General features: G+C 69.2%; 22 protein-coding genes. 9 read left to right on the forward strand and 13 right to left on the reverse strand.

All coding sequences use genetic code 11. The features are described from left to right. Window positions 1-31: 31 nt before the first annotated feature. From ruvB to AC4FS2_RS05765, 4 genes are read right to left on the reverse strand one after another with little or no spacing between them, the layout of a single operon-like run. Window positions 32-1,057: a Holliday junction branch migration DNA helicase RuvB gene (ruvB, locus tag AC4FS2_RS05750; protein ID WP_491176623.1), complete on the reverse strand. Its 1,026-nt coding sequence runs from the start codon at window positions 1,055-1,057 to the stop codon at window positions 32-34. Next, complete coding sequence (gene ruvA, locus AC4FS2_RS05755; protein WP_491152921.1) at window positions 1,050-1,670, reverse strand: Holliday junction branch migration protein RuvA; 621 nt, start codon at window positions 1,668-1,670, stop codon at window positions 1,050-1,052. The genes ruvB and ruvA overlap by 8 nt, the downstream gene beginning before the upstream one ends. 10 nt (window positions 1,671-1,680) lie before the next feature. Continuing rightward, window positions 1,681-2,283, reverse strand: a complete 603-nt coding sequence (gene ruvC / locus AC4FS2_RS05760; protein ID WP_491152918.1) for a crossover junction endodeoxyribonuclease RuvC — start codon at window positions 2,281-2,283, stop codon at window positions 1,681-1,683. Between the two features lie 49 nt (window positions 2,284-2,332). Next, window positions 2,333-3,091, reverse strand: a complete 759-nt coding sequence (locus tag AC4FS2_RS05765; RefSeq protein WP_491152915.1) for a YebC/PmpR family DNA-binding transcriptional regulator — start codon at window positions 3,089-3,091, stop codon at window positions 2,333-2,335. Between the two features lie 208 nt (window positions 3,092-3,299). Here AC4FS2_RS05765 and AC4FS2_RS05770 point away from each other — a divergent pair, with 208 nt between their 5' ends. Continuing rightward, window positions 3,300-4,679 carry a pyridoxal phosphate-dependent decarboxylase family protein gene (locus AC4FS2_RS05770; protein WP_491176625.1) on the forward strand — a complete coding sequence of 460 codons (1,380 nt, stop codon included), beginning with the start codon at window positions 3,300-3,302 and terminating at the stop codon, window positions 4,677-4,679. Here AC4FS2_RS05770 and AC4FS2_RS05775 read toward each other — a convergent pair. Genes AC4FS2_RS05775 through pdxS form a run of 3 tightly spaced genes read right to left on the reverse strand, consistent with a single transcriptional unit; the run spans window position 4,663 to window position 6,698 of the window. Next, entirely contained in the window at window positions 4,663-5,196 is a 534-nt protein-coding gene (locus AC4FS2_RS05775) for a DUF1697 domain-containing protein (RefSeq protein WP_491176627.1), read from the reverse strand. The genes AC4FS2_RS05770 and AC4FS2_RS05775 overlap by 17 nt on opposite strands. Before the next feature lie 21 nt (window positions 5,197-5,217). Next, complete coding sequence (pdxT, locus tag AC4FS2_RS05780) at window positions 5,218-5,811, reverse strand: pyridoxal 5'-phosphate synthase glutaminase subunit PdxT (protein WP_491176629.1); 594 nt, start codon at window positions 5,809-5,811, stop codon at window positions 5,218-5,220. A gap of 2 nt (window positions 5,812-5,813) precedes the next feature. Next, window positions 5,814-6,698: a pyridoxal 5'-phosphate synthase lyase subunit PdxS gene (gene pdxS / locus AC4FS2_RS05785; RefSeq protein WP_491152907.1), complete on the reverse strand. Its 885-nt coding sequence runs from the start codon at window positions 6,696-6,698 to the stop codon at window positions 5,814-5,816. Between the two features lie 117 nt (window positions 6,699-6,815). Here pdxS and AC4FS2_RS05790 point away from each other — a divergent pair, with 117 nt between their 5' ends. Together AC4FS2_RS05790 and pdxY are read left to right on the forward strand one after the other, a co-directional pair. Then, window positions 6,816-8,138: an aminotransferase class I/II-fold pyridoxal phosphate-dependent enzyme gene (locus AC4FS2_RS05790; protein ID WP_491176631.1), complete on the forward strand. Its 1,323-nt coding sequence runs from the start codon at window positions 6,816-6,818 to the stop codon at window positions 8,136-8,138. Between the two features lie 7 nt (window positions 8,139-8,145). Continuing rightward, a complete protein-coding gene (gene pdxY, locus AC4FS2_RS05795; protein ID WP_491152903.1) occupies window positions 8,146-8,997 on the forward strand; it encodes a pyridoxal kinase PdxY in 852 nt (283 codons plus the stop codon). 3 nt (window positions 8,998-9,000) lie between these two features. On the opposite strand, the gene AC4FS2_RS05800 is transcribed toward pdxY, so the two are convergent. The 3 genes from AC4FS2_RS05800 to thrS are packed head-to-tail and all read right to left on the reverse strand — an operon-like array spanning window position 9,001 to window position 12,179. Continuing rightward, window positions 9,001-9,573 (reverse strand): hypothetical protein, encoded by a 573-nt coding sequence (locus AC4FS2_RS05800; protein ID WP_491152901.1) that lies wholly within the window; start codon window positions 9,571-9,573, stop codon window positions 9,001-9,003. Window positions 9,574-9,606: 33 nt separating this feature from the next. Next, window positions 9,607-10,173, reverse strand: a complete 567-nt coding sequence (locus AC4FS2_RS05805; protein ID WP_491176633.1) for an HIT family protein — start codon at window positions 10,171-10,173, stop codon at window positions 9,607-9,609. Next, window positions 10,170-12,179, reverse strand: a complete 2,010-nt coding sequence (thrS, locus tag AC4FS2_RS05810; RefSeq protein WP_491176635.1) for a threonine--tRNA ligase — start codon at window positions 12,177-12,179, stop codon at window positions 10,170-10,172. Before thrS ends, AC4FS2_RS05805 begins: the two co-directional genes overlap by 4 nt. A gap of 214 nt (window positions 12,180-12,393) precedes the next feature. Here thrS and AC4FS2_RS05815 point away from each other — a divergent pair, with 214 nt between their 5' ends. Continuing rightward, window positions 12,394-13,542: an SLC13 family permease gene (locus AC4FS2_RS05815; protein WP_491176637.1), complete on the forward strand. Its 1,149-nt coding sequence runs from the start codon at window positions 12,394-12,396 to the stop codon at window positions 13,540-13,542. A 17-nt stretch (window positions 13,543-13,559) separates the two neighbouring features. Here the strand turns inward: AC4FS2_RS05815 and AC4FS2_RS05820 are convergent, their stop codons facing one another. Further along, on the reverse strand, window positions 13,560-14,243 hold the full coding sequence (locus AC4FS2_RS05820; RefSeq protein ID WP_491176639.1) for a FadR/GntR family transcriptional regulator: 684 nt from the start codon (window positions 14,241-14,243) through the stop codon (window positions 13,560-13,562). 180 nt (window positions 14,244-14,423) lie between these two features. On the opposite strand from AC4FS2_RS05820, the gene AC4FS2_RS05825 reads away from it, so the two are divergent. The 4 genes from AC4FS2_RS05825 (at window position 14,424) to AC4FS2_RS05840 (ending at window position 18,861) form a co-directional block, all read left to right on the forward strand. Then, window positions 14,424-15,689, forward strand: coding sequence for an aminotransferase class V-fold PLP-dependent enzyme (locus AC4FS2_RS05825; protein WP_491176641.1), 1,266 nt, complete (start codon window positions 14,424-14,426; stop codon window positions 15,687-15,689). An 81-nt stretch (window positions 15,690-15,770) separates the two neighbouring features. Beyond that, window positions 15,771-17,054 carry an ABC transporter substrate-binding protein gene (locus AC4FS2_RS05830; protein WP_491176643.1) on the forward strand — a complete coding sequence of 428 codons (1,284 nt, stop codon included), beginning with the start codon at window positions 15,771-15,773 and terminating at the stop codon, window positions 17,052-17,054. A gap of 5 nt (window positions 17,055-17,059) precedes the next feature. Continuing rightward, a complete protein-coding gene (locus AC4FS2_RS05835; protein ID WP_491152887.1) occupies window positions 17,060-18,028 on the forward strand; it encodes a carbohydrate ABC transporter permease in 969 nt (322 codons plus the stop codon). After that, window positions 18,025-18,861 carry a carbohydrate ABC transporter permease gene (locus AC4FS2_RS05840; RefSeq protein ID WP_491152885.1) on the forward strand — a complete coding sequence of 279 codons (837 nt, stop codon included), beginning with the start codon at window positions 18,025-18,027 and terminating at the stop codon, window positions 18,859-18,861. Before AC4FS2_RS05835 ends, AC4FS2_RS05840 begins: the two co-directional genes overlap by 4 nt. 56 nt (window positions 18,862-18,917) lie before the next feature. Here the strand turns inward: AC4FS2_RS05840 and AC4FS2_RS05845 are convergent, their stop codons facing one another. After that, window positions 18,918-19,814: a LysR family transcriptional regulator gene (locus AC4FS2_RS05845; protein WP_491152883.1), complete on the reverse strand. Its 897-nt coding sequence runs from the start codon at window positions 19,812-19,814 to the stop codon at window positions 18,918-18,920. A 107-nt stretch (window positions 19,815-19,921) separates the two neighbouring features. Here AC4FS2_RS05845 and AC4FS2_RS05850 point away from each other — a divergent pair, with 107 nt between their 5' ends. Continuing rightward, entirely contained in the window at window positions 19,922-21,163 is a 1,242-nt protein-coding gene (locus AC4FS2_RS05850; RefSeq protein ID WP_491152881.1) for an MFS transporter, read from the forward strand. 182 nt (window positions 21,164-21,345) lie between these two features. Here the strand turns inward: AC4FS2_RS05850 and AC4FS2_RS05855 are convergent, their stop codons facing one another. Then, the gene (locus AC4FS2_RS05855; RefSeq protein ID WP_491152879.1) at window positions 21,346-21,672 is read right to left on the reverse strand and encodes a hypothetical protein; all 327 of its coding nucleotides are present in this window, start codon (window positions 21,670-21,672) and stop codon (window positions 21,346-21,348) included. Window positions 21,673-22,627 lie beyond the last annotated feature (955 nt).

Here is a 22,627-nt window from a genome sequence, read left to right on the forward strand (position 1 = left end):
AGGGAGGGAGGGCGGCGATAGCCTTCAGCGATTATAGGTCATGCAGTCGCAGAGCACCGTCGCCCGCGGGCACGCCCATGTGTGCTGCTGCGGCGGCGGTTGCGACTCGTCCGCGCGGGGTCCGGCCCATGAACCCGATGCGGACAAGATAGGGCTCCACGACCGACTCGATCGTCTCGGCCTCTTCACCGACCGCGACAGCGAGGGTGGAAAGACCCACCGGGCCTCCGCGGAAACGGCGGACCAGCGCTTCGAGCACCGCGCGGTCGAGACGGTCGAGCCCGATGGCGTCGACGTCGTAGAGTTCGAGGGCCGCGTCCACCGCCGCGAGGTCGGCGTCCATCGCGTCGTGCACGACCAGGTAGTCGCGCACCCGGCGCAGGAGCCGGTTGGCGATGCGGGGCGTGCCCCGCGAGCGGCGCGCGATCTCAGCGCGGGCGCGCGGCGGCAGGGGGACGCCGAGCATCGCCGAGGAGCGCTCGACGACCCGTTCCAGCTCCTCCGGCTCGTAGTACTCCAGGTGCGCGGTGAACCCGAACCGGTCGCGCAGTGGGTTGGGGAGGAGGCCCGAGCGGGTGGTCGCACCCACCAGCGTGAACGGGGCGAGATCCAGCGGGATGCTGGTGGCACCGGCGCCCTTGCCGACCATGATGTCGATGCGGAAATCCTCCATCGCGAGGTACAGCATCTCCTCGGCCGAGCGCGCCATGCGGTGCACCTCGTCGATGAAGAGCACCTCGCCGGGAGTGAGGCTCGACAGGAGGGCGGCCAGATCGCCGGCGTGCTGGATGGCCGGACCGCTGGAGAGGCGGAGGGGCCGTTCGCTCTCGTGAGCGACGATCATCGCGAGGGTGGTCTTGCCGAGCCCCGGCGGACCCGACAGCAGGATGTGGTCGGGGGAACGCTGCTGGATGCGCGCGGCGTCCAGCAGCAATTGCAGCTGGCCGCGCACCTTGTGCTGCCCGACGAAGTCGGCGAGGGAGGTCGGGCGGAGCGCTCCCTCGATGGCGAGTTCGCCGTCGTCTTCCGGGGTGCCGACGTCGCGCAGATCATCCACCGGCAGGCTCCCGGCGGGCAGGGCCCAGCATCGCGAGCGTCAGTCGGAGGAGCGCCTGGACCGACGCGCGGTCGGCCTCGGACGCGTCGTCGGATACGCTCGCGACCGCTTCGACGGCGATGCGCTCCGACCAGCCGAGTCCGACGAGCGCCTGGGCGACCTGGGCGGGGACCGCGCCCGCGGACCGTGTGAACGACGGAGCGGCCGCGCGGGGCGGGGCGAGCTTGCCGGCGAGCTGGACGACGATGAGCTTCGCCGTCTTCGGCCCGATCCCCGAAACACGGCGGAAGGGCGCGTCGTCGTCGGCCGCCACGGCCTCCGCGATCTGCGAGACGGTGAGCGAGGACAGCACGCCGAGAGCCGACTTCGGGCCCACCCCGGTGACGCTGAGGAGCTGACCGAAGACCACGAGCTCTTCCCGCGTCTCGAAACCGAAGAGCGACAGGGCGTCCTCGCGGACGATGAGGTTCGTGTGCAGGTGGATGTCGGAGCCGACCATGGCGGCGCGGGCGAGCTGAGGCACGACGGCCACGCTGAACCCCACGCCGCCGACGACGACCACGAGCGCGTCGTCGTCGACGTGCGCGACGCTTCCCGTGACGGAGGAGATCATGAAGGCGAGCCTACGTGCGGGTTCGCATCTTTGTTCGAGCGACACGCGTAGTCCGCTGCTCGGCGTCCCGCCAGGCCTTCTGCGCCGGAGTCAGCGCGTCCGTCGCGCCGGGCGCGCTTCCTGGTCCCGAGCGCCAGGCGTGGCAGAGCGCCAGGGCGAGGGCATCCGCGGCATCGGCCGGTTGGGGAAGCTCATCGAGCCGGAGTACCCGGGCGACCATCGTCTGCACCTGCCGTTTGTCGGCAGATCCGTAGCCGGTGACGGCGGCCTTGACCTCGCTCGGGGTATGGGTGGCGGCGCGCAGGCCGCGCTCACCGGCGAGCATGAGCGCGATGCCGCTGGCCTGTGCTGTTCCCATGACGGTGTGCAGGTTGTCCTGGGCGAAGACCCGCTCGACGGCGACCACGTCCGGAGAATGCGCGTCGAGGACCTCGCGGAGACCGGCGGCGATGGTGGCCAACCGGCGCTCGATGGGCAGGTCGACCGCCGAGCGGATGACGCCCACGTACACCAGGCGCGCCGAACGGTCGGGCGCGACATCGACGATTCCCACGCCGCACCGGGTGAGTCCGGGGTCGACGCCGAGCACACGCAGAGACGGGCGGGAGGTCACTCCCCCACGCTAAGCGCGGGGGCGGACGGCGGCTGGCAGGCGCGCCTGTTCAGTCGTCTTCTTCGAGCTGCGCCTGCACCTCGGGAGTGAGGTCGAAGTTGCTGAAGACGTTCTGCACATCGTCGCTGTCTTCCAGCGCGTCGATGAGACGGAAGACCTTGCGCGCCGTGTCGGCGTCGACTTCGACTTTGAGGTTGGGAACGAACTCGATGTCCGCGGACTCGTAGTCGATGCCCGCATCCTGCAGCGCCGTGCGCACCGGCACGAGATCGGAGGCTTCGGTGACGACGGCGAAGTCGTCTCCGTGCGGTTCCACCTCTTCGGCGCCGGCATCGAGCACGGCCATCATGATGTCGTCCTCGGTCGTGCCGTCACTGGAGACGACGATGACGCCCTTGCGGGTGAAGTTGTATGCGACGCTTCCCGGATCGGCCAGGTTGCCTCCGTTGCGGCTGAGCGCGGTGCGCACTTCCGCCGCCGCGCGGTTGCGGTTGTCGGTCAGACACTCGATCATGAGCGCCACGCCGTTGGGCCCGTAGCCCTCGTACATGATCGATGTGTATTCGACCGCCTCGCCGCCGATGCCGGCGCCGCGCTTGATCGCGCGCTCGATGTTGTCGTTGGGAACGGAGGTCTTCTTGGCCTTCTGCACGGCGTCGTACAGCGTGGGGTTTCCCGCAAGATCGGCACCGCCCATCTTGGCGGCGACCTCGATGTTCTTGATGAGCTTGGCGAACGACTTGGCACGGCGAGAGTCGATGACGGCTTTCTTGTGCTTGGTGGTCGCCCACTTGGAGTGGCCGGACATGGAGCCAATTCTACCCGTGGCGTTCTCGCGCCGAACACCCGCGGTCTCGTCGGGCTCCGACCACGCCCCGATGAGGCGTCGACGGCACGGGTTGATGCCGAGTGCACGGGATGTCTGCGCCGATAAGCCGTGCGCTGGGCAGGAGGTCGTGCACTCGGCGGATGCGGCGGGTCTTGATGCGCACCCGCAGCGGGTCCACACTGTCGACGTGGACGAACGCGATGGAGCGTTGCACGCCGCACATGCAGCGGCCTCCGCCTTCCTGGCGAGCCTGCCCGAGCGGGCGGTGTGGCCTCGGGCGACCCTCGACGACATGCTCGCACGATTCGGGGGTGCCCTCCCGGACGAGGGGATGCCGGCCGAGGCCGTCGTCACCGACATGGCGGAGGGGGCCGAGCCGGGGCTGGTCGCCATCCCCGGCGGCCGGTTCTTCGGCTTCGTCATCGGCGGCACGCTGCCCGCAGCTCTCGCGGCCGACTGGCTCGTATCGACGTGGGATCAGAACTCCGGATCGAGCACGATGACCACGGCGACGGTCGCCCTCGAGCGCGTGGCCGGCGAATGGATCCTCGACCTCCTGGGGCTGCCGCCGGGCGCTTCCGTCGGGTTCGTCACCGGCGCACAGATGTCGAATTTCGTCTGCCTGGCCGCCGCCCGCGCCGCCGTGCTGCGGCGGCGGGGATGGGATGTCGCCCGGCAGGGCGTGCACGGTGCGCCGCGGGTGCGACTGGTCGTCGGCGCAGACCGGCACGGCTCGGTGGATCGCGCCGCGCGGTTCCTCGGCATCGGCGAGGACGACATCGTCGTGGCCGCCGCGGACGACCAGGGTCGGATGCTGCCGGATGCGCTCGAGCAGTCGCTCACGCTGTGCGGCGGCGACCCCGTGATCGTCTGCGTGCAGGCCGGAGAGGTGCACTCCGGCGCGTTCGACCCCTTTCCGGAGCTCATTCCCTTGGCACGAGCGCGCGACGCATGGGTGCATGTGGATGGTGCGTTCGGGGCGTGGGCGGCAGCATCCCCCGCCCTGGCGCACCTGACGGCGGGCATGACCGAGGCGGACTCCTGGACGACCGACGCGCATAAGACCCTGAACGTGCCGTACGACTGCGGCATGGCGATCGTGCGGAATCCCGCCGACTCGATCGCGGTGTTCCGCACCGGCGGCGACTACCTCATGTACTCGAGTCTCGACCCGTGGGATGTCACCCCGGAGCTGTCGCGCCGCGCCCGCGGTGTTCCGGTGTGGGCGGCGCTGCGAAGCCTCGGCCGGTCGGGCGTGGCTGACCTGGTCGAGCGACTGCACACCCACGCGCGTGCGCTCGAGGCCGGGCTCCGCCGCATCCCCGGCGTGACGATCATGAATGACGTTCCCTACACGCAGGTGATGTTCCGCCTCGACGACGACGCGGACACGCAGGCGCTCGGAGCGGCGATCCTCGCCGAGGGAACCGCCGCGGTGACCGGAGCGGTGTGGGCGGGGCATGCGGTGCTGCGCTGCTCGATGTCGTCGTGGGTGACGACGCAGGACGACATCGAACGCACTCTCGAGGCGTTCACGCGTCTGGTGGCGCTCACCCGAGGATCTTGAGCACCGTCCTGAGGTTGCGATTGGTCGTCCGCTCCTTGTAGGTGCGTTTGGCGATGAGTTTCGCGAACGCCGTATCGGTGCTGGAGCCTTTCGGGGGGTTCCAGTAGACGACGCCGGGGCCGCCGGCGACGGGGTCGATGGCGGAATCGAGGGATGCGGCGGCGTTCACGAGCTCGTCGCGAGTCGCGTCGTCCGCGCAGAACAGCAGCCACGGCTGGCGCGCCGGGTCGTCGGCGTCGAAGGGAAACCCTTCGGCTGCACGCGCCACCTCCTCCCGGGTGAACAGCAGCACCCGGGCCTCGTAATCGAACCGGTCGCGGAGCGCGCCCTCGATGCGGTTCTTGAGCTGCGCCCGCTCCGCAGGCGTTCCGCCACCGGTGAAGGTCGCGTTGCCGCTGGCCAGCACCGTCTGCACGTCGGAGAGCCCGAGCTTGGACAATGTCGCGCGCAGATCGGCGCTGCGGACGGTGATGCCGCCGACGTTCACACCGCGCAGCAGCACCACCCACTCGGTCATGCGCTCAGCGTAGGCCGGACATCAGGTTCGCTCACGCACGCGGGCCAGGAAGCGCTCGTGGAATCGGGTCTCCCCCGTCACCTCGGGGTGGAACGCGGTGCCGAGCACGGCGTCCTGCTCCACGGCCACGACCCGGCCGTCGGGGAGCGACGCGATCGCGCGTGCGCCCTCTCCCACGTGCTGGACGATGGGCGCGCGGATGAAAGCGGCGTGCACCGGTGCATCGAAACCGTCGACGTCCAGATCGGTCTCGAAGGATTCCGCCTGACTCCCGAACGCGTTGCGCGCGACGACGACATCGAGTCCGCCGAACGTCTCCTGGCCTGCGATCCCGCCGGTGATCCGGTCCGCCAGGAGGATGAGCCCTGCGCACGTCCCGTAGACGGGCAGCCCGTCGGCGATGGCCTCGCGCAGCGGCTGCTGCATCCCGAACGTCCGGGAGAGCTTGTCGATGACGCTCGACTCGCCGCCGGGGAGCACGAGCCCGTCGACGGCGGTCAGCTCCTCCGGGCGGCGGATGAGGGCGACATCGGCGCCGAGCGAGGCGAGCATGCGTGCGTGCTCGCGCACGTCGCCCTGCAGCGCGAGGACGCCGACGCGGGGCCGGTGCGCCACCGCTACCAGCCGCGCGTGGCCAGGCGGTGCGGGGCGGCGAGGTCGGCGACGTTGATGCCGACCATGGCCTCGCCGAGACCGCGGGATACGTCCGCGATCACGCTGGGGTCGTCGAAGAAGGTGGTGGCCTTCACGATGGCTGCCGCGCGCTCCGCGGGATTGCCCGACTTGAAGATGCCCGAACCGACGAAGACGCCGTCGGCGCCGAGCTGCATCATCAGGGCCGCATCCGCGGGAGTGGCCACGCCGCCGGCGGTGAAGAGCACCACGGGGAGGGTGCCGGTCTCGGCGATTTCGGCGACCAGGTCGTACGGCGCCTGCAGCTCCTTGGCTGCGACGTACAGCTCGTCCTTGGTCATCGAGCGGAGCCGGTTGATCTCGCCCGTGATCGTACGGATGTGCTTGGTCGCCTCGGAGACGTCGCCGGTGCCCGCCTCGCCCTTGGAGCGGATCATCGCCGCGCCTTCGGTGATGCGTCGGAGCGCCTCGCCGAGATTCGTCGCGCCGCACACGAACGGCACGGTGAAGCCCCACTTGTCGATGTGGTTGACGTAGTCCGCCGGTGAGAGCACCTCGGACTCGTCGATGTAGTCCACGCCGAGCTGCTGAAGGACCTGTGCTTCCACGAAGTGCCCGATCCGCGCTTTCGCCATCACCGGGATCGACACCGAGGCGATGATCTGATCGATGAGGTCCGGATCGCTCATCCGGGCCACGCCGCCCTGTGCCCGGATGTCCGCGGGCACGCGCTCCAGCGCCATCACGGCGACGGCGCCGGCGTCCTCGGCGATCTTCGCCTGGTCGGCCGTGACGACGTCCATGATGACGCCGCCCTTCAGCATCTCCGCCAGTCCGCGCTTCACGCGCGACGTTCCGTTGGTGCTCATCGTGGGGTCCTTCCGCCGTGGCGGGTTCAGTCCGCGACCGGGCGATCGCGGATGCACATTGGCATAGGCCAGAAAGTACCATGTTCCACGCCCTTAGGATCGAGGCGGAGGACACATATGACAACGCAGATCGGCGGCAGCTCTGCGGCCGAGATCGCCGAGAGCGTCCGCGGTCTCCGCGAGCGCGGCGCCCTCCGCGCGGGCGATCCGCTCCCCTCGGTGCGGGCGCTGGCCTCCGAGCTCGGGGTGAATCGCAATACCGCCGTCGCCGCCTACCGCCAGCTCGTCGCGGCGGGGGTTGCCGTGACCCGGGGGCGCGGCGGTACCCGCATCGCCGGTCAGAGCCCGATCCCCCAGGAAGGATTCGCCGCCGACACGGTGCTGCGCGACGTGGGCACCGGGAACCCGGATGTCACGCTCATTCCCGATCCGACCCCCGCGCTCGCCCGGGTCGTCGGTCGGCCGGTGCTCTACGGAGAGCCGGTCGTGGACGCAGGCCTCGAGGACTGGGCGCGCGGCTGGCTCGCGGCCGACCTCCTGCCCACCGATGTGCGGGTGACCGTGACGAACGGCGCCGTCGATGCCGTCGAGCGGCTTCTCTCGCAGGCGCTGACCCGCGACGATGGGGTGGCGTTGGAGGACCCCTGCTTCCTCTCCGCCATTCACACGGTCCGCGTCGGAGGCTACCGCCCGGTGGCCGTCCCGGTCGACGCCGAGGGGATGACCCCGGCCGGGCTCCGCGCGGCGCTCGACGGCGGGGTGCGTGCCGTGCTGTGCACGCCGCGGGCGCAGAACCCGACCGGAGTGAGCCTCTCGCCGCGCCGCGCCGAAGAACTGCGCGCGGTCCTGGCGGAGCATCCCTACGTTCTCGTGATCGAGGACGACCACTACGCGATGCTGTCTCGTCAGCCGTACACGTCCCTCATCGGCCCGGAGCATCAGCGCTGGGCGCTCATCCGGTCGGTGTCGAAGTCACTCGGTCCCGACATGTGCCTCGCCGTCACGGCCACCGACCCGGAGACCGCGGAGCGCCTCGCCCTGCGGCTGCGCCCCGGGACCACCTGGGTCAGCCACCTGCTCCAGCGGCTCGCCCTCGCCCAGGTCAGCGACCCCGACGTGACGGCTGCCATCGAGCGGGCCGCCGCGCACTACTCCGAGCGCAACGCGGCGTTCGCCGCTCGGCTGCGCGACGCCGGCTTCGACTGCACCCCCGGCGACGGGCTGAACCTGTGGGTCGATGTCGCGGCGCCTGCCCGTGCGGTGTCGGAACAGCTGATGCGTCGCGGATGGCTCGCGCGTACCGGGGACGAGTTCTCCCTCGCGCCCGGGGTCAGCACGCACCTCCGGCTGACCGTCCATGACCTCGATGAGACCGCCGCTGCGGCCCTCGTCACCGATCTGTCCGCTGCGGCGCGTGCCGCCTCGACTTCCAGAGGATGATGTTCCCGTGAAGATTCTGTCCATCCAGTCCGCCGTCGCCTACGGCCACGTCGGCAACTCCGCCGCCGTCTTCCCCCTGCAGCGCATCGGCGTCGAGGTTCTCCCGGTCTATACGGTGAACTTCTCCAACCACACCGGGTACGGGGCGTGGCGGGGCCCGCTGATTCCGCCGGGCGACGTCGCCGAGGTCATCACGGGGGTGGAAGAGCGCGGGGTGTTCCCGCAGATCGATGCCGTGCTGTCGGGATATCAGGGCAGCGAGGGGATCGGCGACGTCATCGTCGACGCCGTGCAGCGCGTGAAGGCAGCGAACCCGAACGCGCTGTACGCATGCGACCCGGTCATGGGCAACGCCACGTCGGGATGCTTCGTCGCGCCGGCCATTCCGGAACTCCTGCGTGAGCGGGTCGTGCCGGTGGCCGACATCATCACGCCGAACCAGTTCGAGCTCGGCTTCCTCACCGGCACGGATCCCGACACCCTCGAGTCGACGTTGGACTCGGTGGATGCCGCGCGCGCCATGGGTCCGCGGACGATCCTCGTCACGAGCGTCGAGCGCCCCGACCGCGAGCCGGACACGATCGAGATGCTCGTCGCCGACGACACGGGCGCGTGGATCGTTCAGACGCCGCTGCTGCCGATGAAGGCCAACGGGTCGGGCGATGTCACGGCCGCGTTGTTCACGGCGCATTACGTGCGCACCGGGGATGCCGCGGACGCGCTGGCGCGCACCGCATCCAGCGTCTTCGATCTGCTGCAGCGCACCCTCGACTCGGGCGAGCGGGAGTTGCAGCTGATCGAGTCGCAGGAGGCCTACGCGCATCCGCAGATGCAGTTCCCGGTCCGCCAGGTGCGGTGAGCGTCAGCCGTACAGGGCGGCGAAGGCTGTTTCCCACTGCGGAGCGTCGGCGGGACAGATGAACGTGGTGCCGAACACCATGATGCTCACCAGCCCCTGGGTGGCGTCGGGGTCGCCGCCTGCGACCTCCGTGATCAACGGGGAGCTTTCGATGTGCATTCGGGCGGTCTCGACGCTGACGTCGTGGCCGTTGAGGATCGACGTTTCGCACGCGTCGAGCGCCAGGGCGAGTGCGACTCCGTCGTAGACCTCGTCCCACGTGCCGCCCTGCGACTCGACGTACGCGCGCTGCTGCGCGAGGAAGTCTTGCTGCTCGGGTGTCTGCGGGGTCGGCAGCGTGCCGTCGGCCGGCTGCCCCTGCGCGGCGAAGAACTCGTCGCGCTCGGCCAGCGCGTCGGCGGGCGGCGACGTCGGCGCCGCCGAGGGCCGGGACGTCTCCTCCCCCGTGACACCCGATGTGCCCGACGGCTGGGGATCGGATCCGGGCGCCGTGCACGCGGACACCCCGAACGCGGCACCGGCGACGAGGAGCAGAACACACGTGGCACGCACGCGACGGGTCGGGGTTTGCGTCATCCCCTCACGCTACGCGTCGACGAAGCCGGGACGTCAGCGGGCGGGAGCGGGCCAGGCCTCGGCCACGGCCTGGCGCACTTCGGCCAGAAGCTGCGGCAATGCCTTCGTCTTGGCGATGATCGGGAAGAAGTTCGCATCGGTGGCCCAGCGCGGCACGACGTGCTGGTGCAGGTGGGCGGCCACTCCGGCACCGGCCACCGCGCCCTGGTTCATCCCGATGTTGAACCCGTCGCATCGCGACACCTGGCGGAGCACGCGCATCGCGGTCTGGGTGAGCTCACCGATCTCGGCGACCTCCTCGGGGGTGGCCTCGTCGTACGTCGCGATGTGGCGATACGGGCAGATGAGAAGGTGCCCGGAGTTGTACGGGAAGAGGTTCAGCAGCGCGTAGGCGGTTCGCCCCCGGGCCACGATCAGCCCGTCCTCGTCGCTCTTGAGGGGCGCCTCATCGAACGGGCACACGTCCCGGAGTGGCTCGGGCCCCGCCTGGATGTACGCCATGCGGTGCGGCGTCCACAGTCGCTGGAACTCATCCGGCACACCCGGGAGGTCGGATGCGGCGATGAGCGCCGCATCCGGATCTTCCGGGTTCTGGCTCACGCCAGATCCTCGGCGGTGTTGACGAGCGCGTGGGTGGCGATGGCGTCGCGGATGCGGCGGATCGCATCGTCCACGGGCACACCGTTCTCCTGGGTCCCGTCGCGGAAGCGGAACGACACGGTGCCGGCAGCACGGTCCTGCTCCCCCGCGATGAGGAGGAGCGGCACCTTGGCAGTGGTGTGGTTGCGGATCTTCTTCTGCATGCGGTCGTCGCTGTGGTCGACTTCGGCGCGCACGCCCTCGACGCGCAGCCGATCGACGATCCCACCGAGGTAGTCGGCGTATTCGTCGGCAACAGGGACGCCGACGGCCTGCACGGGCGACAGCCACACGGGGAACGCCCCGGCGTAGTGCTCGAGGAGGATGGCGAAGAATCGCTCGATCGATCCGAAGAGAGCCCGGTGGATCATGATCGGGCGGTGCTTCTCACCGTCGGGTCCGGTGTACTCCAGCTCGAACCGCTCGGGCAGGTTCACATCGACCTGAACGGTGGACAGCTGCCAGGTCCGTCCGATGGCGTCCTTGGTCTTCAGGTCGATCTTCGGCCCGTAGAACGCGGCCTCCCCCGGCACCTCGGTGACCTTCAGTCCGCTCGAGTGAGCGACGTGGCGCAGCGCGTTGGTGGAGTACTCCCAGAACTCGTCGCTTCCGATCCACTTCGACTTCTCGTCGTCGCGCATCGACAGCTCGAGCTCGAAGTCGTCCAGACCGAAGTCGCGCAGCATGGAGAGAACGAACTCGAGGACGCGGGCCGTCTCCGCCTCGAGCTGATCGGGGGTGACGAAGAGGTGCGAATCGTCCTGGGTGAAGCCCCGCACGCGGGTCAGGCCGTGCAGCGCGCCCGAGAGCTCGTTGCGGTAGACCGTCCCGTTCTCGGCGAGGCGCATCGGAAGATCCCGGTAACTACGCGCCCGCTCCTTGTAGATGAGGATGTGCATCGGGCAGTTCATCGGCTTGAGGTAGTAGTCGACGCCCTGCTTGGTGATCTCCCCGGCCGCGTCGCGCTCCTCGTCCAGGGTGATGGGCGGGAACATGCCCTCCTTGTAGGTGACGAGGTGGTTCGACTGGATGAAGAGGTCCTGCTTGGAGATGTGCGGCGTATACACGTAGGTGTACCCGCCCTCGACGTGCCGGCGGCGGGCATGCTGCTCCATCTCGCCGCGGACGAGACCACCCTTGGGATGCCACACGGACAGCCCCGAACCGATCTCGTCGGGGAAGGAGAAGAGGTCGAGCTCCTTGCCGAGCTTGCGGTGGTCGCGCTTGCCGGCCTCTTCGAGACGGTGCTGGTACGCGCGCAGCTCGTCCTTGGTCGGCCACGCGGTGCCGTAGATGCGCTGCAGCTGCGGGTTCTTCTCGCTGCCGCGCCAGTACGCCCCCGCGATGCGGGTGAGATCCCAGCCGTTGCCGATCATGCGCGTGCTGGGCACGTGCGGGCCTCGGCACAGGTCCTTCCACACGGTCTCGCCGTCGCGGTTGACGTTGTCGTAGATCGTGAGCTCGCCCGAGCCCACCTCCACGTCCGCGCCCTCTGCCGCGGTCGACGACCCGCCCTTCAGATCGATCAGCTCGAGCTTGAACGGCTCGTCGGCGAGCTCGGTACGGGCCTCGTCATCGCTCACGACGCGACGGACGAAGCGCTGCCCTTCGCGGACGATGCGCTCCATCTCCTTCTTGATCGCTTTGAGGTCGTCCGGGGTGAACGGCTCGGCGACGCCGAAGTCGTAATAGAACCCGTCGGTGATCGGCGGGCCGATGCCGAGATTCGCCTGCGGATTGATGCGCTGAACGGCCTGCGCGAGCACGTGTGCGGTGGAGTGGCGCAGGATCGAGAGGCCATCGGGGCTGTCGATGCGCACCGGCTCCACCTCGTCGGACGCCTGCACGGTCGCGGCGAGGTCCTTCAGTTCGCCATTGACGCGGAGCGCGACGACGGAGCGGTCGGGAAAGAGGGCGAATCCGTCGGCGGGGTAGGACACGTCGGACGGGGAGGCGGCATCGGTCACGGGAACTCTCCTGGGTGGCTCGGCTTCAAGGGTACGGGCAGCCTTGGCGGGCCCGTGCCGGGGAATGTCTCAGCTTCGGGCGCGCGCCGCGCCCCGCCCGCTCAGGCGTCGGGCGTTCGCGTTCCGACACGCGCGGATGCTGCGGCTCCCGTGGGGCGGAGCATCCGGAGTTCCATGGCCAGAGTCTACCGTCGAGAGGCGCGATGATGGTTCGGTGAGGTTGGGGATCGCGGGCGGAGTGCTCTGCTTTGCGGGGGCTCTTGCCGTCGCCCTCGGCATCCTGCCGTTCGATGGTCTTGCCGCCATCGCAGAACGCGTCTGGCCGGTCCTCCTGTTCGTGGTCGCTGTCACGATCGTCGCTGAGCTGGCCTCCACCGCCGGGCTCTTCGCTGTGATCGCGGAGCGGCTCGCCCGCCTGGCCCGCGGACGGACCCGGGTGCTGTGGCTTCTCGTGGTCGTGCTGGCCACCGGGACCACCGCGTTCCTTTCGCTGGACACGACCGCCGTGCTCCTCACACCCGTGGTCGTGACGATGGCGCGCCAGCACCGGCTCGACCCGCTGCCTTTCGCGTTCCTGACGGTGGTCCTGGCGAACACCGCGTCGCTGCTCCTGCCCGTGTCGAACCTCACGAATCTGCTGGCGGCTGAGCGGACGGGGTCGACCGATCCTTGGCGTTTCCTGGGCCTCCTCGGCCCCTCGGCCGCCCTGGCGATCCTCGTGTCGGCCGCCGTCCTGACCGCCGTGTTCCTTCCGGGCCTTCCCGTCCGGCACCCCGAAGCCGCCGCGCCCGCCGTCTCCGACCCGGTGCTGCTGCGGGCATCCGCCGTGGTAGTGGGCCTTCTTCTGCCGCTGCTGGTGGCGGGAATCCCGCCCTGGATGCCGACGGTCGCTGCGGCGACGGTGCTGGTCGCGGTCTTCGCGTTGCGGGCGCCGCGTGCGGTGCAACCGCGCCTCGTGCCGTGGTCCACGCTCGTCTTCGCGTCGGGCCTCTTCGTCGTCGTGGCCGCCGCCGAGTCCCTCGGGCTGGGGGTGGTGGCGGGGGCACTGGTGGGCGAAGACGGCGGGCCGGGCGGGGTGTGGCAGGTTGCCGGCGCCGGGGTGCTCAGCGCGAACGCGATCAACAACCTCCCCGCCTTCCTCGCGCTGGAATCGGCCGCCGGCGGCGGCGAGCGATTGGCGGCCTTGCTGGTCGGCGTGAACGCCGGACCTCTCATCACCCCGTGGGCCTCGCTCGCGACCCTGCTGTGGCACGGCCGTCTCGTCGCGATGGGAGTGGATGTACCGTGGCGGCGTTTCGTCGTCCTCGGCGCGCTCGTCGTTCCGCTCACGGTCGCTGCCGCGGTGCTGCCGCTGGCCCTCTGAAGGCCGCGGCGGCTCCGTCAGGTCTCGGGAGCGGGCTGGAGGCGGGAGAGCCAGTACTCCGTACGGGCGACGTGCGCCACGGCGGCGGCGGTGGCCGCGGCCGGGTCTCGACGCGCGAGCGCATCGACGATCGCGCGGTGCCCTTCGTCACTGGACCGCTTGGCCGGCGACGCGGGTCCGGAATCGAAGATCCGGTAGTGACGTCCTCGTGAGCGGAGTACGCCGATGAGGGAGGTCACCGTCGGGTTGCCGGCCGCGAGGCAGATCCGCTCGTGGAACTCGTCATCCAGTTCCGCGACGTCACCGTTGTCGCCCCGTTCCATCTGGTCGCACAGTTCGGAGAGACGTGGCACCAGGTCGTCGGGGGCGCGGGCTGCGGCCTGGGCCGCCGCATTTCCCTCGAGGACGCGACGAATCTCGAACAGCTGCAGCAGCCCCTCGAGCGGGAGGAGATCGACGGTCAGCGAGAATCCCCGGATGATGTCGGCGGGATTGAGGCGCGAGACGTAGGTTCCGGATCCGTGCCGCACCTCGATGACACCGAGCGTGTCGAGCACCCGCACGGCTTCGCGGAGGGAACTGCGGGACACATCCAGCTGACGGCACAGTTCCGCCTCGGGCGGGAACTTCTGGCCCGGCGCGAGCGTGCCGGAAGAGATCATCTGGCGGAGCCCGGTCAACGCCGTCATCATCACCGTCATGGCTGACCTTTCTCGCACCCTCACTGTAGAACCCCCTCAGTCATCTGATGACTATTACTCCAGCCCGTCAGCACCGCGACCGGATGAGGGGAAAAAACGGCGTTGCGGCGGTGGCGGTCTCAGCCCTATGTTGTGCGTGAGTGTCCCAAGGTCTTATGACTTCGAGAACCGGTGCATGTGATGACCCCTGAGCCCGCGACGGCGTACGACGTGCCGCGACCCACGAGCGGCGGGGTCGCCCGTGACCTCTGGGCGCTCACCACCGACGCCGTGCACCTCAACCACGGGTCGTATGGCGCCGTTCCGACGGCCACGACGGACTATCAACTGACGCTCATCCGGCTCATGAACGCCGCCCCCGGTCGCTGGTTCACCGAGCTGCCCGGCCGTGTGGGCGGAGCGCGCCACAGCATCGCCGCGTTCCTCGGCACGGACCCCGACCGCACAGCGCTGGTTTCGAACGCCAGCGCGGGCGTTTCCGTCGTGCTGCAATCTCTCGATCTCCCCCGTGGCGCCGAGATCATGATGACGGATCACGCCTACGGCGCGGTGCGGATGGCGGCCGAACGCGCCGTCCGCCGCGTGGCCGGCATCGTGACCGAGGTCGCCATCCCCCTGGAGGCCACCGACGATGACGTCGCGGCCGCGCTCTTGGATGCCGTCTCCGAGCGAACGGCGCTCGTCATCGCCGATCAGATATCGTCGGCCACCGCGCGTGTGTTTCCCATCGGCGACATCGCGCGGCGGTTGCATGAGCGGGGCATCCCTCTGCTTGTGGATGCGGCCCACGCCCCGGGAATGGTGGCGAAACCGGCCGCGGACGCGGAGGTCGACTACTGGGTCGGCAACCTCCACAAGTGGGGGTGCGCTCCGCGCGGGACCGCGGCGCTGGTGGCGTCGGCGCGCGTGGGTGACACGCTCTTTCCCACCATCGACTCCTGGGGTGCCCCGCATCCGTTCCCCACGCGCTTCGACACCCAGGGAACGGTGGACCTGACGTCCTACCTCGCCGCGCCGCACGCGCTCGGTCTGATCGAGGAGGAGTTCGGGTGGGAGCATGTCCGCGACTACTCGGCGTGGCTCGTCGGCGAGGCGCAGTCCATGATCCGGACGGCATTGGAATCAGCCGTCGACGCCTCGGCCGCCGTCGAGGTCGCCGCGCCGGCACCCATGATGCGGCTCGTGGCGCTCCCACCCGGTCTCGTGGCCGGCCCCGATGACGCGCACGTCCTGTCGGCCGCGCTCGCGAAGCTCGGCTTCGAGACCGCGATCACCGCGTGGGGAGGCCGCGGGTTCCTGCGGCTGTCCGCGCACGTCTACAACACCCTGGACGACTACACGCGTTTCATCGAACGGGGTGTGCCGGCTATCGCGGCCGCCCACGCAGCCCGAGCCCAGAGCGGCGGGCCGCTTGCGTCGGCGGTGGCCGACCTTTCCCCGACCTGACCCCCGCCGCCGGTCAGACGGCGGTCATCCATGAGCGCGACGAAGCCCCATCGACAATCGGAGGAACGAATGAACAAGCGGATGAGTGCAGCAGCTGCCGTCACCGCGGCCACAGCCCTGGCCCTGACAGGATGCTCGGGGTCGTCGGGAGACGACACCGTTCGGTTGCGGATGGTCGAGACGCTGACCAACCCGGTGCGGCAGGAGATTCTCGGGGAACTCATCACGGAGTTCGAGGAGGAGAACCCCGGAGTCACCGTGGAGCTGGTCTCCCCGCCGAACGAGCAGGCCCTCACCACGGTGCAGCAGATGCTGCAGGCCGGTGACGGCGTCGACGTCCTGGAGGTGCAGGACTCGACCGTCGGCCCGTTCACGGCAAACGACTGGATCTACGACATGAATGCCGACCTCGCGGACTGGGAGGGCTGGGACGAACTCACCCCGAACGCGGTCTCCTTCGCGAACCAGGAGGGTCCTACCTATCTGATCCCCTACGGCTTCTACGGGTTGAGCCTGTTCTATCGCACCGATCTCACCGCCGAGGCGGGCTTCGACGAGCCGCCCCACAGCTGGGAGGACATGATCGAGATGGCCGCGGCCATCAACGACCCGTCAACGAACACCTACGGCTACGCGTTCCGCGGTGGCACGAACGGTGCATCCAACGCCGCTGCCATCATCACCGCCTACGCGGCAGATCAGATCGACCCGGAGAGCGCGTTCCTTCTCGAGGATGGATCCACGGTCTTCTCGACGCCCGAGGCGCAGCAGGCGATGGACGACTACCTGGAGCTCTTCCAGACCGGTTCGCCGCCCTCGTCGATCGCATGGGGCTACCCGGAGATGGTGCAGGGCTTCGCCTCCGGGTCGACCGCGTTCCTGCTTCAGGACCCGGAAGTCATCGCCACGATCCGCGACGACTCGAATCTCACGGAAGACCAGTGGAGCACCACGCCGCTCCTGGTCGGTCCCTCCGGCAAGGCGGCACAGCCGCTCGCCTCGGCCGGCTGGGGTGTCGCCGAGAGCAGTGAGCACAAGGAGGAGGCCGTCGAACTGGTGAAGTTCCTCTCCTCCGGCGACGCTCCCTTGACCTTCGCGAAAGGCAACTCGCTCATTCCGATCGTGACATCGGCACAGGACGACCCGTTCTTCAGCGAGGGCCCCTGGGCCACCTACGTCGCGATGAACGAGCAGCCCGAGACGTACATGACCGTCGTGCAGCCGCGCGGTGTCGCATGGTGGACCGAGTGGGAGGAGAAGGCGGACCGGGAGCTGCAGTCCGCGCTGCTGGGCGAGCTTTCCACGGCCGACCTCCTCGCCGGATGGGACACCTTCTGGTCTGAGAAGTACGCGTCCGAGGGCTGAGGCGCATGGTCGACACCGTCCGGGAGCGGCGTCCCCCCGCGGACGCCGCTCCCGAACGCCCACCGCGCGATCGCGGGTCGCGGCGCCGGGTGTTCACGCGCCGCCGCGCGGCGACGATCGCTCTGTTCCTGGCGCCCGCATTCCTATTCGTCGCCGTCTTCACCTACTACCCGATGTTCTCGGGCAGCCTCGGGGCGTTCCGCACGTGGACCATCTACAACATCACCGAGCAGCCCTGGATCGGCCTGGACAACTTCCGCGCCGTCCTGTCCGACCCGCTGTTCTACAACACCGTCGGCAACACGATCATCTGGGTCGTCGGATCGATCGTGCCCCAGTTCGTCATCGGCTTCGCGCTGGCGTTGTGGATGCGACGAAAGTTCCGCTTCCGCGGTGTTTATCAGGCGCTCGTCTTCTTCCCGTGGGCGATCTCGGGCTTTCTCATCGGCATTCTGTTCCGCTGGATGTTCAACAGCGAGTTCGGCGTCATCAACGACTTGCTGATGCGCAGCGGCCTCATCGACAGCCCGCTCCCCTGGCTGGCGACGCCGGCGCTGGCGATGCCGGCGGTGATCATCGCCAACGTCTGGTACGGGGTGACGTTCTTCGCCATCATGATCCTCGCCGCGCTGCAGTCCGTGCCCGATGAGCTCTACGAAGCGGCGGCGCTGGACGGCGCGGGAAAGGTGCGCGTCTTCTGGAACGTCACCATCCCGTACATCCGCACGACCTTGGCGCTGACGGTGCTGCTGCGAACGATCTGGATCTTCAACTTCCCGGATCTCATCTTCGGGATGACCGCCGGGGGTCCCGGGGGTCGCACGCACATCGTCACGAGCTACATGATCGCCACCACACAGCAGGGAGAGTACGGACGAGCCAGCGCCCTGGGCCTCATCGTCATGCTCGTCCTCGCGGTCTTCGCCGTGTTCTACCTGCTGGCGACGCGGGAGAAGAAGGAGGTCGCCCGGTGATCACCACGCAGTCTCGAAGCAGCAAGATCGTGCGCTTCGTCGCGCTGGGGATCTGGTTGGTCATCACCCTCTTCCCCCTGTACTGGATCGTCGTGACGGCGGTGAAGCCGCGCAACGACATCTATGCCTTCCCCGTGGAGTACTGGCCGCAGACATTCTCGTTCGAGAACTTCGAGAACCTCTTCCGGGTGTCGAACTTCGGCACGTACCTGCTCAACAGCGTCATCGTCTCCGTCGTGGCCGCGAGCTCGGTCACTCTGATCTCGCTGTTGTCGGGGTACATCCTGGCCCGCTTCGAGTTCCGGGCGAAGACGACGGTGCTGATGGCCTTCCTCGTCACTCAGATGATCCCCGGCTTCATCGCCCTGGGGCCCCTCTACCAGCTGATGGTCGACCTGAACCTGGTCAACGACCGGACCGGACTGGTCCTGGTGTACATCGCGATGTGCATACCGTTCTCCACGATCCTGCTGCGGGGGTTCTTCGAGAACGTTCCCGACGCCCTGGAAGAAGCCGCGATGATCGACGGGTGCAGCCGCATCACGGCGCTGTTCCGGGTGATCGTCCCCGTCATGACCCCGGGGATCGTCGCGGCGTTCATCTTCAACTTCGTCAGCTGCTGGAACGAATTGTTCCTGTCCGTCACGTTGTTGACCTCGGACGCCAACAAGACGGTGCCGACGGCGCTGAACGGCTTCATCACCAGTTACAACATCGACTGGGGCTCGATGACCGCCGCCGCCGTGCTGACGATCATCCCCACCATGGTGCTGTTCGCTTTCGCGAGCAAGTACATCGTGCAGGGGCTCACCTCGGGGGCAGTGAAGGGCTGATCGCTACGAGGACACCAGGGGCGGGGAGCATGGGCGTGTGCACCCGGGGTTTCGCTTCAGTGGGCGTCGGCGACCGTCTCCCGGAGGAGCTCGATCAGGGCGGCCGCCGCGGCGCTCGGACGACGGTCGGCGGGGACGGCGAGTGACATCGGCCACACAAGCTCGGTGTCGGTCAGGGGTACGACCGCCACGGAGGGACCGGGATGGATGGCGAACTGCGGCAGCAGCGCGATACCGAGGCCATGACTGACGAAGTCGCTGATCGTTCCCACATCCGCGACTTCGATCGTCACCCGGCGGGAAACCCCCGCCTCGATGAACGCGCGGTCGACCAGGGTGCGGTTGCCGTAGCCGATCGGGGAGTCGATGAAGTCGCACTCGGCGAGGTCGGAAAGGCGCGCAGAGCCCATGCTCGCGAGCTCGTGGCCGGACGGCACGAGGAGTTCGATCGGCACCTGGGCGACATCGACCAGTTCGATCGAGGCGGGGCGCCCACCGGGCATGGACACGAGCGCCAGGTCGACTTTTCGCTCCTCGAGGGCGGCCACGAGCTCCTGTGAGCCGCCGCTGGGTGCCGCCGTCACCTGCACCGCGACGTGAGGATGTCGCGCCCGGAATCGCCCGAGGATCGCGGCGAGATCGACGATCCCCACCGACGTCATCGTCCCGATCCGTACGGTGCCGCGGATCCCGCCCTGCACCGCGTCGACAGCATCCCGAGCATCCGCGGCTGCCTGCAGGGTCTTGCGCGCCTCGACGAGGAGCGCGGCGCCCGCCTCGGTGAGGTCGACGCGTTTGGTGCTGCGTTCGAGCAGCGTCGCGCCCAGCTCCTTCTCCAGCGCTTTGATCCCGGCGGAAATCGCCGACTGCACGACGTGCACCCGCGCTGCGCCCCGAGTGAAGCTCCGCTCCTCGGCGACGGCGATGAAGAACTCCAGGTGACGCAGTTCCATAGGACGATTATCTCTGCATGCGATCAATATGAGCACGATTAGGCGTTGGACATGATCGACGCTGCGGAGCACGCTGGGAATCTCCCGACCACCCGATGGAGCATCTCGTGCCCGCTACCACCGCGCCCGTTCCCATTCGCACCGGCCTCAACCGCCGCGCGCATTCTCGCGCTCGCCACCACGCCGGCTTCTGGGTGATCGCGTTCGCCTTCTTCGTCGCCATGGCATTCTCCGCCGCGCCCGCACCGCTGTATCCGCTCTACCAGGCGCGCGACGGATTCTCCACGTTCACGATCACGATCATCTTCGCCGCCTACGCCGTCGGGGTCGTCATCAGCCTGATCCTCGCCGGGCATGTCTCGGACTGGGTCGGTCGCAAGAACATCCTGGTTCCCGCCCTGGCCCTGGAGCTCGTCGCCGCCATCCTGTTCCTGACGGTTCCGGAGCTCTGGGTCATTCTCCTCGCCCGGGTCCTCTCGGGTCTGGGCATCGGGATGCTGACCGCCACCGCCACGGCTCACCTGCACGACCTGCACGTGAAGCACCGGCCCGATGCGTCGAAGCGGCGCTTCGAGGTCGTCTCGACCGCCGCGAACATCGGGGGCATCGGCTCCGGTCCGCTGATCGCCGGTGTGCTCGCACAGTATGTCGGTGAGCCGCTGCGGACCCCGTACGTGGTCTTCGCCGTGCTCCTCATCGTGAGCATCATCGGGGTGGTGCTCACCCCCGAGACGGTCGAGGCACGGACCGTGAAGCCTCGCTATCGTCCCCAGCGGGTCAGCGCCCAGCACGGCGATCGCGTCCGGTTCATCGCCGCCCTCGGCTCGGGGTTCGTCGCGTTCGCCCTGCTCGGGATCTTCACCTCCGTCGCACCGGGATTCATCGCAGGCTCTCTGCAGCAGACCTCCCCCGCGATCGCAGGGTTCGTCGTGTTCGCCGTCTTCGGCGCCGCGACGGTGGCTCAGACCGCGACGACCCGCATGGGCCTTCAGAGCCGCCAGGTCAGCGGACTGGCGGCGCTGGCGGTCGGGCTCGTCCTGCTCGTCGTCGGGATGGCGGTCGGCAGCTTGCCCATGTTCCTCACCGGCGGCATCCTCGCCGGCGCTGGCGCCGGCCTGCTCTTCACCGCAGCGGTGGGCACCGTGTCGGCCGGGGCGGCCCCCGAGAGACGCGGTGAGGCACTCGCGGGACTGTTCCTCGTCTCCTACGTCGGGCTGAGTGTGCCCGCCGTCGGAATCGGCGTCGCCACTCTCAGCGTCACCCCCGTCGTCGCGATGGGCGGGCTGGCGGTCATCCTGTTGCTCGTCATCGGCGGTCTCGGGGTTCTCGCGTTCCGCCGGCGCGCGTGAGGCGGCCGTCGGCCGTGGGCCGCCGTCGGCCGTGAGGCGCGCGTTCGCCGGCGCACCGCGCGCCTGACCTGCGGGACGGGGGCGCGGGCGCGGCTGCTCGTCGGACGGGCCCGCGTGTTGCGTTGACCCCATATGGGCGGCGCTGCGCGGCTGACCCCCGGACAGGCGCGCGCCGTGTCGAATCACGCCGGCGGCGTCGATCCGGTTGCGCGCTCCACTGCGGATGCCCATACCCACGTCCGTAGCTCCCTCTCCCCCACGTGGAAGCGGATGCCGATGGCACGGGCCGTCCACCGTAGAGCCTCCGCATCCACCCGTACCGGGGTGTCCCCGAAGCGCACCCACGCTCGCACCGGTTCGGGGACCGGCGTGATGGTCAGCGGATGCCGGTCGAGCTCGAGTTCACCGGGAGTCAGCGTCTGCAGTGGTCCATCGCGCGAGACGCGCTCGAGGATGCGGTCATCCACACGCGCGTCCACGCGATGCGCGTAACGCCGATTCGTGCCCACAGCCATTGCCTCCCGCCACCTCGACCCTAGGCACGAGCGACGACATGCCTCCCGCCCGCCTCGTCGACCGGTCGCACCGCACCCCGGCTGGGCCCCACGGGAGGAGATGTCACTTCGGGAGGATGCATATGGCTGATATGGCCCTCCGGATGCGACATCTCCTCCCCTGGTGCGCGCAGGCGGGCGGTACCACGACGGCGCTCCGGCGGCATCCGCCGCATCTGCCCGCGCACCGGGCGTTCCGGGAGGAGATGTCACTTCGGGAGGGTGAATACGGCCGATATGGCCCTCCGGATGGGACATCTCCTCCCCTGGTGCGCGCTGGCGGGCGGTACCGCGCCGGTGCTCCGGCGGCATCCGCCACATCCGCCTTCGCCCCGGGCGTTCCGGGAGGAGATGTCACAACGGGAGGGTGAATACGCCCGATATGGCCCTCCGGATGGGACATCTCCTCCCCTGGTGCGCGCTGGCGGGTGGTACCACGCCGGTGCTCCGGCGTGGTACGCCACATCCGCCCTCGCCCCGGGCCTCACGGGAGGAGATGTCACTTCGGGAGGATGAATACGGCGGATATGGCCCTCCGGATGGGACATCTCCTCCCCTGGTGAGCGCTGGCGGGCGGTACCCCGCCGGTGCTCCGGCGGCATCCGCCGCAGCAGCGCGCGCACCGGGCGTTCCGGGAGGAGATGTCACTTCGGGAGGGTGAATAGGGCCGATATGGCCCTCCGGATGGGACATCTCCCTCCCCTGGTGCGCACTGGCGGGCGGTACCAGGCCGGTGCTCCGGCGGCATCCGCCGCATCAGCGCTCGCCCCCGGCGTTACGGGAGGAGATGTCACGACGGGAGGGTGAATACGGCCGATATGGCCCTCCGGATGGGACATCTCCTCCCTTCGCGCCCGGGCATGCGTCGACCGGCCACCGGCCCGGCCGCGACGGCGCGGCCCCCGCCCCC

The organism is Microbacterium sp. Z10_103, assembly GCF_058310455.1.

What these genes read in the sequence shown, in the direction of transcription:
- ruvA (WP_491152921.1), bottom strand. Translation starts at nt 1,670, where the DNA reads ATGATCTCCTCCGTCACGGGAAGCGTCGCGCACGTCGACGACGACGCG.
- AC4FS2_RS05765 (WP_491152915.1), bottom strand. Translation starts at nt 3,091, where the DNA reads ATGTCCGGCCACTCCAAGTGGGCGACCACCAAGCACAAGAAAGCCGTC.
- AC4FS2_RS05775 (WP_491176627.1), bottom strand. Translation starts at nt 5,196, where the DNA reads ATGACCGAGTGGGTGGTGCTGCTGCGCGGTGTGAACGTCGGCGGCATC.
- pdxS (WP_491152907.1), bottom strand. Translation starts at nt 6,698, where the DNA reads ATGAGCACCAACGGAACGTCGCGCGTGAAGCGCGGACTGGCGGAGATG.
- AC4FS2_RS05790 (WP_491176631.1), top strand. Translation starts at nt 6,816, where the DNA reads ATGACAACGCAGATCGGCGGCAGCTCTGCGGCCGAGATCGCCGAGAGC.
- AC4FS2_RS05800 (WP_491152901.1), bottom strand. Translation starts at nt 9,573, where the DNA reads ATGACGCAAACCCCGACCCGTCGCGTGCGTGCCACGTGTGTTCTGCTC.
- AC4FS2_RS05820 (WP_491176639.1), bottom strand. Translation starts at nt 14,243, where the DNA reads ATGACGGTGATGATGACGGCGTTGACCGGGCTCCGCCAGATGATCTCT.
- AC4FS2_RS05825 (WP_491176641.1), top strand. Translation starts at nt 14,424, where the DNA reads ATGACCCCTGAGCCCGCGACGGCGTACGACGTGCCGCGACCCACGAGC.
- AC4FS2_RS05830 (WP_491176643.1), top strand. Translation starts at nt 15,771, where the DNA reads ATGAGTGCAGCAGCTGCCGTCACCGCGGCCACAGCCCTGGCCCTGACA.
- AC4FS2_RS05835 (WP_491152887.1), top strand. Translation starts at nt 17,060, where the DNA reads ATGGTCGACACCGTCCGGGAGCGGCGTCCCCCCGCGGACGCCGCTCCC.
- AC4FS2_RS05845 (WP_491152883.1), bottom strand. Translation starts at nt 19,814, where the DNA reads ATGGAACTGCGTCACCTGGAGTTCTTCATCGCCGTCGCCGAGGAGCGG.